Origin of the sequence: Pandoraea cepalis (assembly GCF_902459625.1) — a bacterium.
In the GTDB taxonomy this organism is placed as follows: Bacteria; Pseudomonadota; Gammaproteobacteria; order Burkholderiales; family Burkholderiaceae; genus Pandoraea; species Pandoraea cepalis.
Map to the genome: position 1 here is coordinate 38,818 of NZ_CABPRY010000008.1, position 13,406 is coordinate 52,223.

The following is a 13,406-nucleotide window of genomic DNA, read 5'->3' on the forward strand; positions in this document are numbered from 1 at the left end:
GTGCCGGGCTGGGGCGATCGAAGTTTGGAAGTGAAATTCTCTATTCACCAGGAGTTCGTTATGTCGATCGAAAAAGTGCTGTACACCGCCCATGCCACCGCTACCGGAGGCCGTGATGGCCGTGCCGTGTCGTCCGATGGCGTGCTTGACGTCAAGTTGGTTGTCCCCAAGGAAATGGGCGGCGCGGGCGTTGGCGGCACGAATCCGGAACAACTGTTTGCCGCCGGTTACTCGGCCTGCTTCCTGGGCGCGCTGAAGTTCGTGGCGGGCAAGGAAAAGATTGCGCTGCCCGCCGACACGAAGATCGACGGAAGCGTCGGAATCGGCCAGATCCCGACGGGCTTCGGCATTCAGGCGGAACTGAAGATCAGCGTGCCGGGCGTGGATCGCGCGACGGTCGAAGCGCTGGTACAGAAGGCACACATCGTGTGCCCCTACTCGAACGCCACGCGTGGCAACATCGACGTGACGCTGACGGTGGTCTGAGTTCGTGGCGTTCCCGGTCTCACGCGCAAGCGCGCCGCCGGAGAACGCTGCGGGATAAGGCAAGGGCAGCCCGCGGGCTGCCCTTGTTCTTTTGCTTCACGGCGCGCGATCCCGTCACTTCGTCTTGACTTCGACCTTGATGCCGTCGGACAGCACGGTGATGGCGCCGGGCTCGACATCGCGTCCGCCATAACGCAATTGCTCGGGTTTGAATGTATAGATCGGATACTGATTGAGCACTTGCTGGGCGAGCGAGCCGCCGATGGCCGTCAATTGTTGGTCGTATGCCGGGGGCATGCCGTTCACATTCACACGCTCGACGTTCGGGTTGTCGAGCAACACGGCGCGTTTGACCGGGTCGTATTTCAGCGCGCTCGACAGGCTCAGCACGCCAGCGAGCGGCTGGCCTTGCAGCAAGACGTTCTGCAATTGCGCGTCGATCTGCGTGATGACGCGATTGGCCTGCGGGTTGAAGCCGATTTTCGGATGCGTCAGTTCGACGGACAGCAGTTGGCCGTAGTTGAGCGTGGTCGGGAAGCGCTTGCCGACGGCAGCCTCGATGTCCTGACGTGTCATCGTGTACTCGCCGGTCCAGATGTTGTAAGCGGCATTGGCCGGGCGCATGAGCGGGGCGAGCGCAAGGCCGAGGAGCCCCGCCGCCGTCAGGCGCAGTGCGTCGCGGCGCGAGGTCACGCCCCTGTCCGAGGTGTCGGTGGGGAGGAGGCGACGAGGCGGGTGGTAAGCGGTCATGTTACGAAGGTCCGAGGGACGGGCACGGCGCGGCCGTGCCTGAATCGTCGATGATGATGTGACCCGGACGATGCAGAATCGTTCTACGTGAGGCAATTGCTCGTGCGAACCGTGTCAATCCGTGCCCACACTCGTTCGTCTTCGTGCAACAGCGGTATCGGCTCGCCGCTTCGATCCGGTTCAATAATGCGGCGGGACTTCGTGACGTGGATTCCCATCGTTCCCCCCTTGTCCCTGCGACTGCATCTGCTGGTACAGCGCCTTGATCTGCTTTTGCAGCAAATCGAGCTGCTGCTCCTGACGCGTGACGATGTCGTTGAGGGTTTCGAGCAAATCCTCCTGAAACGCCGCCTTGACTTCGAGTTCGACGACGCGTGCTTCCAACGATTCCATGAGCTTCTCCGGTAGACGCGGCATTGTAGGCCACCCGGCGCTTCGCCAGTCGAGGCTGCCTGCGATATGACGCATTCGATTCGCGCCGGGCATAATCGCACGATGAAAACCTTCCTGCTTTATGTCGTCACGGCGGTGGCGGAGATCGTCGGCTGCTATTTGCCCTGGCTGTGGCTCAAGCACGATCGCAGCGCATGGTTGCTTGTGCCGGGGGCGATGTCGCTCGCGCTTTTCGCGTGGCTGCTGACGCTGCATCCGTCGGCGGCCGGTCGTGTTTATGCGGCGTACGGCGGCGTTTATATCAGCGTGGCGATCGTGTGGCTATGGCTCGTGGACGGGGTGCGCCCAACGCCGTGGGACATGGCCGGTGTGGCCATTGCGTTAGCGGGCATGAGCCTGATCGCGTTCCAGCCGCGCTAGTCGCCTCAGTCGCCTCAGTCGCTTGAGTCGCGACTGCCGCCACCGCTCATCTCGCCGGTGCCGGACGGCAGTCCATCGAGCACACGCCGTTCGTTCATGGTGCCGGCGTAGTGATTGCGCTTCTCTTCATACATCAGCAAATCGGCTCGTTGTGTCGTGGCTTCGAGCCGCTCTCCAGCCTCGCACGTCGCCATCCCCATCGAGAACGAGAGCGCCGTGCCAGGGTAGAACGAGTTGTTCAACTCCACGAGTTGGCGAATGCTCTCGATCAGCGCCGCGCCACTCGTCGCATCGGTGGAGGGCAGCAGCAACGCGAATTCGTCACCGCCGATGCGCGCCGCGATCTGCGGGGCGGTGACCGCTTTGCTCAACACCTCGCCCGCACGGCGCAGCAGCGCGTCGCCTGCGGCGTGCCCTAGCTGATCGTTCACGGTCTTCAGGCCGTTCAGGTCGGCGACGATCACCGTCACCGGATAGGGCCCCTTGCGCTCGAGCCGGTTGAGTTCGTCGACATAGAACGAGCGGTTGCGCAGCTTGGTCAGCACGTCGTGCTTTCCGAGGAATTCGAGATACGACTCGGCCTTCTTGCGGGCGGTGATGTCGGTGAGCGCCACGAGCACCAGGTCCCAGCGCGCCTCGTGACCGGGCAGCACCGCGAATTGCAGGTGAACGTTGATCTCGTTGCCATCGAGCGCGTAGTTGACGACTTCGCGCTGCTGGAACAGCTTGTTCTCCCACAGGTCGACCAACTGCTCGCGGAAATTGTGTCGCATGTCGTCGCGGAACACTTCGGGCAGGCGAGCGAGCAGCGAGGCCTTGTCGGGCGCGACGAACATCGCGAGCGTGTGGCGATTCACGTCGAGCACGTGGATTTCGGTCATGCACCGTTCCACGAATTCGGGGTGAACGTCGGTAAACGTGCGGAAGTCCGTGATGCCGCGCGCGCGGGCGTCGTCGAGCAGCAACTTGATGGCGCTGAAATCCTCGACCCAAAGCGAGACCGGCGAGTATTCGAACAGCCCGCGTGCGTATTGCTCGCCCATCGTCACGCGCTCACGGGCGTGTTCGAGTTCGGTGACGTTTTCCAGCGCGATCAGCACGCGCTCCAGCGTGGCTTCGTGCCCGGGCAGGACCGAGCCGTTCAGGAGCACATCGAGACGCCGGCCATCGAGGGTGTAGTTGACCGTCTTGCTCGTGAAGTGTGTACGGCCGTCCCACAACTGGCAAAGCTCTTCGATGTGGGTCTTGAGCATGTCGTCGCGGAAGATGCGCGGCAGGCCGGCCACGAGCGCGTCGAGCGATGGGGCGTTGAACATCGACAACGTTCGACGATTGACCTTGATGACGCGAATGCGTTGCGAGCAAGCGGCGACGTGCGCCGGGTCGATCTTGAAGTGGGCGCGCAGGTCGGTGACCCCTTGCGCGCGCCATTCGTCGAACAATTGCTTCACACCGCTGAAGTCCTCGAGCCAGAGCGAAACGGGGGCGAGGTCGAACATCAGCGCGTCATCGTTGGCGGCGCTGGCCCCGAGCGCATCGCGCGGCAGGGAGGGCGGCTGGGAAGGTACGACGGGCGTGGCGTCCGGCATGAGGCACCTGGGGTCTGCTAAGTCGAGTCAGCCCGCCATTCTACGGGCAAATGCGCGCCATGCCACCGAGAGTCGGATTAGAGCAACGGCGCACCGGTGTCGCGTTTGACTTCTCGCAGCGACAGCATCGATTCGATTGACGAGACGCCGGGCAGGGCGCGCAGCACGTCGCGCGTAAACATGCCGTAATCGTCGAGATCCGTGGCAACCACCTCCAGCAGGTAATCGGCGCTGCCGGAGATGTTGTGGCACGACACGATGCGCTCGATGGCCTGAACTTCGCGCTCGAACTGCTCGGACAGCGCGCGGTCATGCACGGCGAAGCGCACATGGACGAATGCCGTCACGCCAAGCCCCAGCGCGCGGTGCGAAAGTTCTGCCCGATAGCCGGTGATATAGCCCTCGGCTTCGAGCCGTTTCAGACGTCGCGCACAGGGCGTTTCGGACAGCGACACACGTTCGGCAAGCCGGGCGTTGGAAATGCGGCCATCGCGCTGGACGATGGAGAGAATCGCCCGATCGATGGCGTCGAGTTCGTTCATGATGAGTATCCCGCTACGAAAGCTACTGCAAAGATGGCATTCCACCACGATCCGCAGTTTCCGGAAAGTGTTGCCCTCACCCTTCCGGATTAGGTTGATTGTCTCGGGTGTGACCGCTGGTGTGGAGGGATTTCAAGGTTTGGTGTGTGTGGGTGGTGGAATATTCTAAATATATCGCTGAATATGAGTGAAAAACGCAGAATTTCGCTCGTTGAATAGCGAGATCATGATGCTCGTTTTGGCCATTCCGGCCGCCAGAGGAAAGTCATGGTTTCGCTGCAGTTGCTCACTGTCTTCGTCGGCGCTCTGATCGTCGTCTACGCCTTGCCGGGCCCGGACATGGCGCTCGTCATGCAGACGAGCATGACGCGAGGAGTGCGACACGGATTGGCGACGGCGGCCGGCTTGGCGTTGGCGCGCGCCGGGCACGTGACGCTCTCGGCCTGTGGCGTGGCGGCGCTGTTGCGTGCGGCGCCATGGCTCTTCGAGACCGTGCGCATCGCAGGCGCGATCTATCTGGCGTGGGTGGCGATCCAGATCTGGCGCTCTCCCGCGTTCGGCATTCAGACGGCTGTCGCGCCGACCGGCGCCGCACCGCCGCTCGCACATGCCGTGCGGCGCGGCGTGCTCTCCAGCGTGCTCAATCCGAAGGCGCTCCTGTTCTGTTCGGTGCTGCTGCCCCAGTTTGTCCGCGCTGACGCCGGGCCGGTGTGGGCGCAGGTGCTCGAACTGGGCGTATTGCTGCTGGTCGTGGGCGCGATCTTCGACGTGACACTCGCCTTTGGTGCCGCCCGCATCGCCCGCTGGCTGCGCACCCGTCCGCTGGCACAAAAAGTCCAACGCTGGTCGTTCGGCGCGGCGCTCATGGCGTTCGCCGTGCGCCTGTCGCTGGATTGAAACGCCGGGCCAACATCCCCCGCTCTCCTTCCTTTTCCTCAGCGCACCAATTCGGTGCGTTTCGCTGCGACACGGCAAATGGAGGTGCGACACAACGTCGCACCTCTTGAAATCTAAGAACCTTCCCGAATTGCTGCATTGCACAGCGTTTACCGCCAAACAGGTGCCGATCTGCTTTGAAATCGTCGCGCGCGTATGCGTGAGGGCTGCGCGACACATTGTCGCGCCGGTGTGTGTGCGATGTCCGGCCTAATTAAACTTCGGCATAATGCCGCACCGTGATGGAAGTAAAAGACAAGAAGTCGGGCAGTGACTTGAGGTCTTCGGGGCGGCAACCCGCCCCGGTTCCCGTCTTTTCGATGACACGGTCGTCGTAGTTCGGCCGGTGCAATATCGGCGCGGCGACTGCTCCCGTCTCACCTTAACCCTTGCCAACCTCCTGCGACCCTGCATCAGGCCGGTAAGCCCGTGTTGCGCCGTTCGTTGGCCAACTCAACCCTGTCGTGTGACATGAAGAAACACAGAAACCCGCGATTGCTAAGGCTCCTCGCCCTGTGCTCGCCGCTGCTTTTGGCTGGCTGCGACATGGCCGTTCTCAACCCCAAGGGGCAGATCGGAGAAGAGACCAAATCCCTGATTCTCACGGCCACCTGGCTGATGCTGATCGTCGTGATTCCGGTCATCTTGATGACGCTGTGGTTTGCGTGGAAATATCGCGCGAGCAACAAGGCGGCCCGCTACGAACCGAACTGGTCGCACTCCACGGCCATCGAGGTCGTGGTCTGGCTCGTGCCGATCATCATCATTGCGATCCTCGCGCGCATCACCTGGGTCTCCACCCACGAACTCGATCCTTACAAGCCGCTGCAAAGCGATGTGAAGCCGATCACGGTCGAAGTGGTGTCGATGAACTACAAGTGGTTGTTCATCTACCCGGAGCAAGGGATTGCGTCGATCAACGAGTTGGCCGTTCCGGTCGATACCCCCGTGAATTTCAAGATCACGTCGGAATCGATCATGAACTCGTTCTTCATTCCGCAATTGGGTAGCCAGGTCTACTCGATGGCCGGTATGCAGACGAAGCTGCACTTGATCGCCAACCACGTCGGCGCGTACGACGGCATTTCGGCGAACTACAGCGGCGGCGGCTTCTCGGGCATGCGTTTCAAGACGTTGGCGATGACCGACAACGACTTCGAGCAATGGGTGACGAAGGTGCGCGAGTCGAAGAAGGTGCTCGACAAGGACGCCTACGCATCGCTCGTGCCGATGAGCGAAAACACGCCGGTCACGTACTACAGCTCGGTCGACGCGAACCTGTTCCAGTCGATCGTGCACGCCCCGATGGCATCCGGCATGGCCCAGCAGCAGGACGGCCATGAGAACCACGGTGCCATGGACATGAAGGGCATGGACATGAAGATGGACATGAAGGGTGCGGCCAACGACACCGCGACGGCACCGGCCGCCGCGATGACCATGGCCATGGACAATGCCGGCGCGCATGCGATGCACGCCGGTGCGTCTGCGCACGCGCATAAGGAGTAAACAACAATGTCAACGCTGTTTGGCAAACTGACTCTCGAAGCCATCCCGTACCACGAGCCGATCATCGTCGGCGCGGTCGGCATGATGGTGCTGGGGGGGCTGGGCATCATTGGGCTGCTCACCTACTTCGGCAAGTGGAAGTACCTGTGGAACGAATGGGTCACGTCGGTCGATCACAAGAAGATCGGCATCATGTACGTGCTCGTCGCTCTCGTTATGCTGCTGCGCGGCTTTGCCGACGCCTTGATGATGCGTACGCAGCTCATGCTCGCGCACAACTCGCCGGGCATTCTCCCGCCGGAGCACTACGACCAGATCTTCACCGCCCACGGCGTGATCATGATCTTCTTCGTGGCGATGCCGTTCATGACGGGTCTCGTCAACCTCGTGGTGCCGCTGCAGATCGGCGCCCGCGACGTGGCATTCCCGTTCCTGAACACGCTCTCGTTCTGGCTGTTCGTGGCCGGCGCAGCGCTGGTGAACCTGTCGCTGGGCGTGGGTGAATTCGCGCGCACGGGCTGGCTGGCTTACCCGCCGCTCTCGGGCATTCAATACAGTCCGGGCGTGGGGGTGGATTACTACATCTGGGCCTTGCAGATCTCGGGTCTGGGGACGTTGCTCACGGGTGTGAACTTCGTCGTCACGATTCTGAAGATGCGTGCGCCGGGCATGAACCTGATGAAGATGCCGGTCTTCACTTGGACCTCGCTGTGCACGATGGTGCTGGTGTGCGCCGCGTTCCCGGTGCTGACGGTGACGCTGGCGCTGCTCTCGCTCGACCGCTACCTCGACTTCCATTTCTTTACGAATGAGTTGGGCGGCAATCCGATGATGTACATCAACCTGATCTGGATCTGGGGTCACCCGGAGGTGTACATCCTGATTCTGCCGGCGTTCGGTATGTTCTCGGAGATCATCTCGACGTTTTCGGGCAAGAAGCTGTTCGGCTACAAGTCGATGGTGTACGCCACGGCCGCGATCATGGTGCTGTCGTTTCTCGTGTGGGCGCACCACTTCTTCACGATGGGCTCGGGTGCCAACGTGAACGCGTTCTTCGGTATCGCGACGATGATCATCTCGATCCCGACCGGCGTGAAGATCTTCAACTGGCTTTTCACGATGTACCGCGGTCGCGTACAAATGACCGTGCCGGTGCTGTGGACGCTGGGCTTCATCGTCACGTTCGTGATCGGTGGCATGACGGGCGTGCTGCTGGCCGTGCCGGGCGCCGACTTCGTGCTGCACAACTCGCTGTTCCTGATTGCTCACTTCCACAACGTGATCATCGGTGGCGTGCTGTTCGGTTACATCGCCGGGATGAACTACTGGTTCCCGAAGGCCTTCGGCTTCAAGCTCGACGAGCGTCTGGGCAAGGCAAGCTTCTGGTGCTGGCTGATCGGCTTCTACCTTGCGTTCATGCCGCTGTACGTGCTGGGCCTGATGGGCATGACCCGTCGCCTGAACCACTACGAAAACGCTGCGTGGCAGCCGTGGCTGATCGCCGCGTGGGTGGGGGCACTGTTCATCGCCGCCGGTATCGGTTTCCAGGTGCTGCAACTGGTCGTCTCGATCAAGAACCGCAAGGCGCTGGCCGACACGACGGGCGATCCCTGGAATGGCCGTACGCTGGAGTGGATGACGTCGTCGCCGCCGCAGTTCTACAACTTTGCCGAAGAGCCGCGCGTGCATGACATCGACGAGCTGGCCTATCGCAAGGCCCATGGCATCAAGGGCGACCTGAAGACGAGCTACGCACCGATTCACATGCCGAAGAATACCGGCGCCGGTTTCATCATCAGTGCGTTCTCGCTGGTGTTCGGTTTCGCGGCCATCTGGCACATCTGGTGGCTGGCCATCGTCGGCTTCGTCGGCATGATCGTGACCTTCATCTGCCGCAGCAACGACGATTCGATCGACTACTACGTGCAGTCGCCGGAAGTGGTGGCCATTGAAACGGCTCACCATCAGGCACTGGCCGCAGCAGCAAAGGCTTAATCATGACGAGCGAAGTTCTCAAACACTCTGGCGCGCATGCCGATGCGCATGCGCACGACCACGCGCACCACGACACCGGTGGCAACACGATCTTCGGTTTCTGGGTGTACCTGATGACCGACCTGGTGCTGTTCGCCGGCCTGTTCGCCACCTTTGCGGTGTTGCGTGACTCGTCTGCGGGCGGCCCGACGGGCAAGGAACTGTTCGACCTGAAGTTCGTGCTGGTCGAAACGTTCATCCTGTTGTTCTCGTCGATCACCTATGGCTTTGCCATGGTGGGGCTGCACAACGGCAAGAAGAGCACGGTACTGGGCTGGCTGGCGGTGACCTGGTTGCTGGGTGCCGGGTTTATCGCGATGGAACTGTATGAGTTCCACCATCTGATTCTGGAAGGTGCGGGCCCGAACCGTAGCGGTTTCCTGTCGTCGTTCTTCGCCCTGGTGGGCACCCACGGTCTGCACGTGGCGTCGGGCCTGCTGTGGATGGCCGTGCTGATGTTCCAGATCGGCAAGAAGGGTCTGAACTCGACCACCACCACGCGTCTGCAATGCCTGTCGCTGTTCTGGCACTTCTTGGACGTGGTGTGGATTGGCGTGTTCACGGTCGTGTACCTGATGGGAGCGATGTAAATGAGCAATACGAAATCGGTGCAATCGCACGGCCACGACGCTGGCCACAATGCGGCCGGGGGTAGCCACGGCAGCGTGAAGTCGTACCTGATCGGCTTCGTGCTCGCGGTGATCCTCACGGTCGTGCCGTTCAAGCTGGTGATGGATGGCACGATGCCGCCGTCGACGGTGCTGCCGCTGATTCTCGGCGCGGCCCTCGTGCAGATCATCGTCCATCTGATCTACTTCCTGCACATGGACCGTTCGTCGGAACAGCGCTGGAACGTGATGGCCTTCGCGTTCACGATCCTGATCGTGTCCATCGTGCTGGTCGGCTCGCTGTGGATCATGCACAACGCCAACACACTGATGATGCCGGGGATGTAAGGCTTCTTCAGAACTTGTCTGCGTTACTTATGGCAAGTGAGAGAAAGGCGGCGCCGGTTTCCGGGCCGCCTTTTTCTTTTTGGGGCGCTTTGGAGAGGAGGCCTTCCCGCCGATTTCCGAGCCGACTCGCTAACCGGTTTCGGTGAACGATTCGACGCGTTGCCAGGGGCACGGGCTTGTGCGTGCCGTTTGGCGCCTCAGTGCGCAAAAAGGGCAGTTCGAGTCATCGAACTGCCCTTTTTGCTCACACCTTCCCGATCCGTCGACACCGCCCGCTCATTTACCCCCAACGCCCCCGCAATCCCCCATACCCGCGACGCTTGCCGGTACCCTGACTGCGCTCCACTTTAAAGTCGCTCCGTCAGGGCACCGGCAAGCGTCGCTCACGCATCCTGTCATTCCAGAGCCCGTCGCCTCATCGGCGTCGTCATATCGTTTGCGCTGACGGATCGGGAAGGGGCGCCGGCAAGCGTCGCTCACGCATCCTGTCATTCCAGAGCCCGTCGCCTCATCGGCGTCGTCACATCGTTTGCGCTGACGGATCGGGGAGGGGCACCGTCAAGCGTCGCTCACGCATCCTGTGATTCCAGCCCCGTCGCCTCATCGGCGTCGTCACATCGTTTGCGCTGACGGATCGGGAGGGGCACTGGAGAGCGTCGTTCAAGCCTCCTGTCGACGCCCACCGGGGTTGTCCGATGGGTGTCGTCGCATCGTTTTCGTTGACGTATCGGGTTGGGGGCCGCCCGCGGTGCGACTTAACAGGCATTGGAGTGCCGCGGGCGGCCCCCAACCCGATTTGCCGCTAACGTGGGAAGCGACCGGGCGCATCAAGACATAAGGGGGCAACACGGAGCTACGAGGAGCTACAAGACGTTACAAGACGCTACGAACCGATATCAAGCCCAAAAAGCCCTATCCGTGCGACGCCGCCTTGTCATCCGGCGGCGTATCCGACGTCGGCGCGGCGAGGATCACCCCGGGCCGCACCGGCAGATCTGGACGAATCCCCAGCAACGGCAACGCCTGCGATGCAATCTCCGCAAACGCCGGTCCCGCCGCCTGACCGCCAAAGTGCTGCGACGCTTTTGGCTCATCCACCGATACCGCAATCACCAGGCGCGGTGCCGACAACGGCGCGATCCCCACGAACGATGCCCGATACTTCGAGTGATCGTATCCATGCGCGCCCGCCTTGTAAGCCGTGCCGGTCTTGCCGCCGATGCTGTAACCGGCCACCTGTGCCGTCGTGGCCGTGCCGCCCGTATCGACCACGCCTGCCAGCATCTGACGCATCTCGGCCGCCGTGTGCGCGTCGATCACCCGCACGCCCTCAGGCTGCACCGGTGTATCCGGCTTGATAATGGTGATGGGCACGAGCACGCCATCGTTGGCAAAGATCGTGTACGCCCGCGCCAACTGGAACAGCGACGCCGAGATCCCGTAACCGTACGCCATCGTCGCCTGCTCGATCCGCCGCCACGATTTGTACGGACGCAAACGCCCCGATACCGCGCCCGGGAACCCCAGCTTCGGCTGCTGACCCAGTCCGATCTCGGTGAACATGTCCCACATTTCCTCCGCCCGCAACATCGTCGACACCTTGGTCATGCCGATGTTGCTCGACTTCTGAATGACACCCGCTGCCGTCAACACGCCATTCGCGCTGTCGTCGCTGATGGTCGCGCCTTCGAAGACGTATCGCCCGGGCCCCGTGTCGATGAGCGTGGTCGGCGTGAGCCGATGAAGGTCCAACGCCAGTGCCATGGTGAACGGCTTGAGAATCGAGCCCGGTTCGAAGACATCCGTGAACACGCGGTTGCGCAATTGCTCGCCCGTCAAATGCGCTCGGTCGTTCGGGTTGTAGGTCGGCAAGTTGGCCAGTGCCAGCACCTGGCCGGACTTGGCATCGATGACGACCGCCATCGCCGCTTTCGCCCCCGTGCGTTCCAGTGCATTCTTCAACGCCTCGTAGGCGATGTACTGCACACGTGTATCCAGCGTCAGGCGGATGTCCTTGCCGTCTCGCGGCGGGCTGGAATCGTCGAGATCCTGAATGGTCCGGCCGATGCGGTCCTTGATGACGCGTCGCACGCCCGCCTTGCCCTCGAGCAAGGGCTCCTCGCCCAGCTCCATGCCTTCCTGGCCCTTGTCTTCGACATTGGTGAAGCCCACCACATGCGCCGCGACTTCGCCTTCGGGGTAGAAACGCTTGTATTCGCTGCTTTCGTACACGCCGGGGATGCCCAGGACTTCCATCTGTTTGCCGATCTCCGGCGAGACCTGACGCTTCACATAGACGAACTTCTTCTCGCCGATGAGCTTGGCGCGCAGTTCCTTCGTGGGAATGTCGAGCAGTTTGCTGGCCTTCTGCAGGGCACTGTCGGACAAGTCGTCCGGCACCTCGGCCGGTACCGCCCAGATGGTGCGCATCGGCAGGCTGGTCGCGAGTACGCGGCCGTCGCGATCCTCGATCTTGCCGCGCACCGCAGGCATGACAATGGTGTGCTCGTATCGCTTTTCGCCCTGCGCGATATAGAAACTATTGCCCGGGCCGGCAATCCAGAACGCCCGTGCGACCAGTCCGATGAACGCGAGGGTGATCGTGATGACGACGAACTTGGAGCGCCACATCGACATGCGCGACTGCAATACCGGACTGGAAGCGAACGTAACGTCCTTGGGCTGGCGATTCTTTTGCATGGCGCTCGCGGGGCGGTGAGAGGCGTGAACAGCAATGAGCCCGTCGACAAACTCTGGCTCAGATTCTAGGCGAGATAGCGTAGCACGCAAGTGACTGTTGTAATAGCGCAAAGGCCCCGTCAGACGGGGCTTTCCGGGATTTTTTCGACGGCATGGTCGTCGCCTCTCGAATCGGTGTCGGCAGATAAAACCGGACGCGGAATGTCTCTCGACATCGCCCTGCGCGCGGCGCACGCCGTGGCGTCACTTTCCCGCGCCGAACCGAACGTCGCCGTACCAGGCGTGCGCACTGGCGTGCGTGTTGTCGCTGTCGGTAAAGATGCCATAGCCGAGCAGCTTGCCTGGCTTCTCCCGGTAGATGCGTTCGTAGTCCGCCGCCACGTTGCGCGAGAACGTTTGCCACTTGCCGAGCGACGCATTGCCGCCCGCCACCACGAGCATCTGCACCCGATCGGTGTGCGGGTTCTGGATGACGCCGCCCGGCGCGGCATCGTTGGACCAGATATACATCAGCGTGGCATAGGGCAGGTCTTTGCCCCCCGCCTTGGCCAGCGCCATGGCCGCCCGATCGCCGAACGGCAGCGACGATGTGTTGCCGTCGAAGAAGAACACCAGCCGCGCCGGCGAATCCTCTTTGTCGCCCACCCGATTGTCGGCGCCCGGGATCGCCTGATCGACTCTCCAGCGCCACGACACGACGGGCGTCACGCCCAGGTCGACGCCGTCGCCCTGTGCCATGAGGGCCGAGGCGGAGTCGACCGAAGTGGCCTCGATGACGTTGTGCCCGCCATCGACGACGACGGTGTAGGTCGTGAGTTTCTTCCCGCTCACGACCGGCAGGTTTCGCCATCCGGACGGCAAGGCACCACCCGGCGCGGCCTTTGAGAAGAGAAGGGGCTCCGGGGCAGGACCGGCCGCCCATGCCACCGCCGCGCTCAGGCCGACGGCCACGACCGTCAGCCCGCCCACAAACGCACGCGTCCCCGCGCGCCGAGGGCCATCACGTCGACACGTCGGGACCCACGAGCGCGCGAGTCGCCCAAGCGGCCCAAGCAAAGCGAAACGGGATGCGGGCAATTCGGGGGCGATCG

General features: G+C 62.2%; 13 protein-coding genes. 7 read left to right on the forward strand and 6 right to left on the reverse strand.

What is annotated here, in order from left to right; genetic code table 11:
* Positions 1-60: 60 nt before the first annotated feature.
* The gene (locus PCE31107_RS16500) at positions 61-486 is read left to right on the forward strand and encodes an organic hydroperoxide resistance protein (protein WP_017234280.1); all 426 of its coding nucleotides are present in this window, start codon (positions 61-63) and stop codon (positions 484-486) included.
* A 114-nt stretch (positions 487-600) separates the two neighbouring features.
* On the opposite strand, the gene PCE31107_RS16505 is transcribed toward PCE31107_RS16500, so the two are convergent.
* Positions 601-1,179 (reverse strand): DUF1439 domain-containing protein, encoded by a 579-nt coding sequence (locus tag PCE31107_RS16505; RefSeq protein ID WP_150609884.1) that lies wholly within the window; start codon positions 1,177-1,179, stop codon positions 601-603.
* 237 nt (positions 1,180-1,416) lie between these two features.
* Complete coding sequence (locus PCE31107_RS16510; RefSeq protein ID WP_017234278.1) at positions 1,417-1,629, reverse strand: SlyX family protein; 213 nt, start codon at positions 1,627-1,629, stop codon at positions 1,417-1,419.
* A gap of 102 nt (positions 1,630-1,731) precedes the next feature.
* On the opposite strand from PCE31107_RS16510, the gene PCE31107_RS16515 reads away from it, so the two are divergent.
* The gene (locus tag PCE31107_RS16515) at positions 1,732-2,049 is read left to right on the forward strand and encodes a YnfA family protein (RefSeq protein WP_026132006.1); all 318 of its coding nucleotides are present in this window, start codon (positions 1,732-1,734) and stop codon (positions 2,047-2,049) included.
* 14 nt (positions 2,050-2,063) lie between these two features.
* Here PCE31107_RS16515 and PCE31107_RS16520 read toward each other — a convergent pair whose 3' ends face one another.
* Entirely contained in the window at positions 2,064-3,638 is a 1,575-nt protein-coding gene (locus tag PCE31107_RS16520) for a sensor domain-containing diguanylate cyclase (protein ID WP_150609886.1), read from the reverse strand.
* A 77-nt stretch (positions 3,639-3,715) separates the two neighbouring features.
* The gene (locus PCE31107_RS16525; protein ID WP_130026597.1) at positions 3,716-4,180 is read right to left on the reverse strand and encodes an Lrp/AsnC family transcriptional regulator; all 465 of its coding nucleotides are present in this window, start codon (positions 4,178-4,180) and stop codon (positions 3,716-3,718) included.
* 267 nt (positions 4,181-4,447) lie between these two features.
* Between PCE31107_RS16525 and PCE31107_RS16530 the strand changes: the two genes are divergently transcribed.
* The 5 genes from PCE31107_RS16530 to PCE31107_RS16550 all read left to right on the forward strand — a co-directional run bounded on the left by PCE31107_RS16530 (position 4,448) and on the right by PCE31107_RS16550 (position 9,615).
* Positions 4,448-5,077 (forward strand): LysE family translocator, encoded by a 630-nt coding sequence (locus PCE31107_RS16530; protein ID WP_150609888.1) that lies wholly within the window; start codon positions 4,448-4,450, stop codon positions 5,075-5,077.
* 510 nt (positions 5,078-5,587) lie between these two features.
* A complete protein-coding gene (cyoA, locus tag PCE31107_RS16535; RefSeq protein WP_130026595.1) occupies positions 5,588-6,625 on the forward strand; it encodes a ubiquinol oxidase subunit II in 1,038 nt (345 codons plus the stop codon).
* Between the two features lie 15 nt (positions 6,626-6,640).
* Positions 6,641-8,620: a cytochrome o ubiquinol oxidase subunit I gene (gene cyoB, locus PCE31107_RS16540; protein ID WP_026132005.1), complete on the forward strand. Its 1,980-nt coding sequence runs from the start codon at positions 6,641-6,643 to the stop codon at positions 8,618-8,620.
* 2 nt (positions 8,621-8,622) lie between these two features.
* On the forward strand, positions 8,623-9,249 hold the full coding sequence (locus PCE31107_RS16545) for a cytochrome o ubiquinol oxidase subunit III (protein ID WP_017234270.1): 627 nt from the start codon (positions 8,623-8,625) through the stop codon (positions 9,247-9,249).
* Positions 9,250-9,615 (forward strand): cytochrome o ubiquinol oxidase subunit IV, encoded by a 366-nt coding sequence (locus PCE31107_RS16550; RefSeq protein WP_017234269.1) that lies wholly within the window; start codon positions 9,250-9,252, stop codon positions 9,613-9,615. It abuts the gene before it with no gap.
* A gap of 912 nt (positions 9,616-10,527) precedes the next feature.
* On the opposite strand, the gene PCE31107_RS16555 is transcribed toward PCE31107_RS16550, so the two are convergent.
* On the reverse strand, positions 10,528-12,315 hold the full coding sequence (locus PCE31107_RS16555) for a peptidoglycan D,D-transpeptidase FtsI family protein (protein WP_130026594.1): 1,788 nt from the start codon (positions 12,313-12,315) through the stop codon (positions 10,528-10,530).
* A gap of 243 nt (positions 12,316-12,558) precedes the next feature.
* Entirely contained in the window at positions 12,559-13,284 is a 726-nt protein-coding gene (locus PCE31107_RS16560) for a DUF3047 domain-containing protein (RefSeq protein WP_343032354.1), read from the reverse strand.
* Positions 13,285-13,406 lie beyond the last annotated feature (122 nt).

What these genes read in the sequence shown, in the direction of transcription:
- PCE31107_RS16520 (WP_150609886.1), bottom strand. Translation starts at nt 3,638, where the DNA reads ATGCCGGACGCCACGCCCGTCGTACCTTCCCAGCCGCCCTCCCTGCCG.
- PCE31107_RS16530 (WP_150609888.1), top strand. Translation starts at nt 4,448, where the DNA reads ATGGTTTCGCTGCAGTTGCTCACTGTCTTCGTCGGCGCTCTGATCGTC.
- PCE31107_RS16500 (WP_017234280.1), top strand. Translation starts at nt 61, where the DNA reads ATGTCGATCGAAAAAGTGCTGTACACCGCCCATGCCACCGCTACCGGA.
- PCE31107_RS16515 (WP_026132006.1), top strand. Translation starts at nt 1,732, where the DNA reads ATGAAAACCTTCCTGCTTTATGTCGTCACGGCGGTGGCGGAGATCGTC.
- PCE31107_RS16545 (WP_017234270.1), top strand. Translation starts at nt 8,623, where the DNA reads ATGACGAGCGAAGTTCTCAAACACTCTGGCGCGCATGCCGATGCGCAT.
- PCE31107_RS16550 (WP_017234269.1), top strand. Translation starts at nt 9,250, where the DNA reads ATGAGCAATACGAAATCGGTGCAATCGCACGGCCACGACGCTGGCCAC.
- PCE31107_RS16510 (WP_017234278.1), bottom strand. Translation starts at nt 1,629, where the DNA reads ATGGAATCGTTGGAAGCACGCGTCGTCGAACTCGAAGTCAAGGCGGCG.
- cyoA (WP_130026595.1), top strand. Translation starts at nt 5,588, where the DNA reads ATGAAGAAACACAGAAACCCGCGATTGCTAAGGCTCCTCGCCCTGTGC.
- PCE31107_RS16555 (WP_130026594.1), bottom strand. Translation starts at nt 12,315, where the DNA reads ATGCAAAAGAATCGCCAGCCCAAGGACGTTACGTTCGCTTCCAGTCCG.
- PCE31107_RS16525 (WP_130026597.1), bottom strand. Translation starts at nt 4,180, where the DNA reads ATGAACGAACTCGACGCCATCGATCGGGCGATTCTCTCCATCGTCCAG.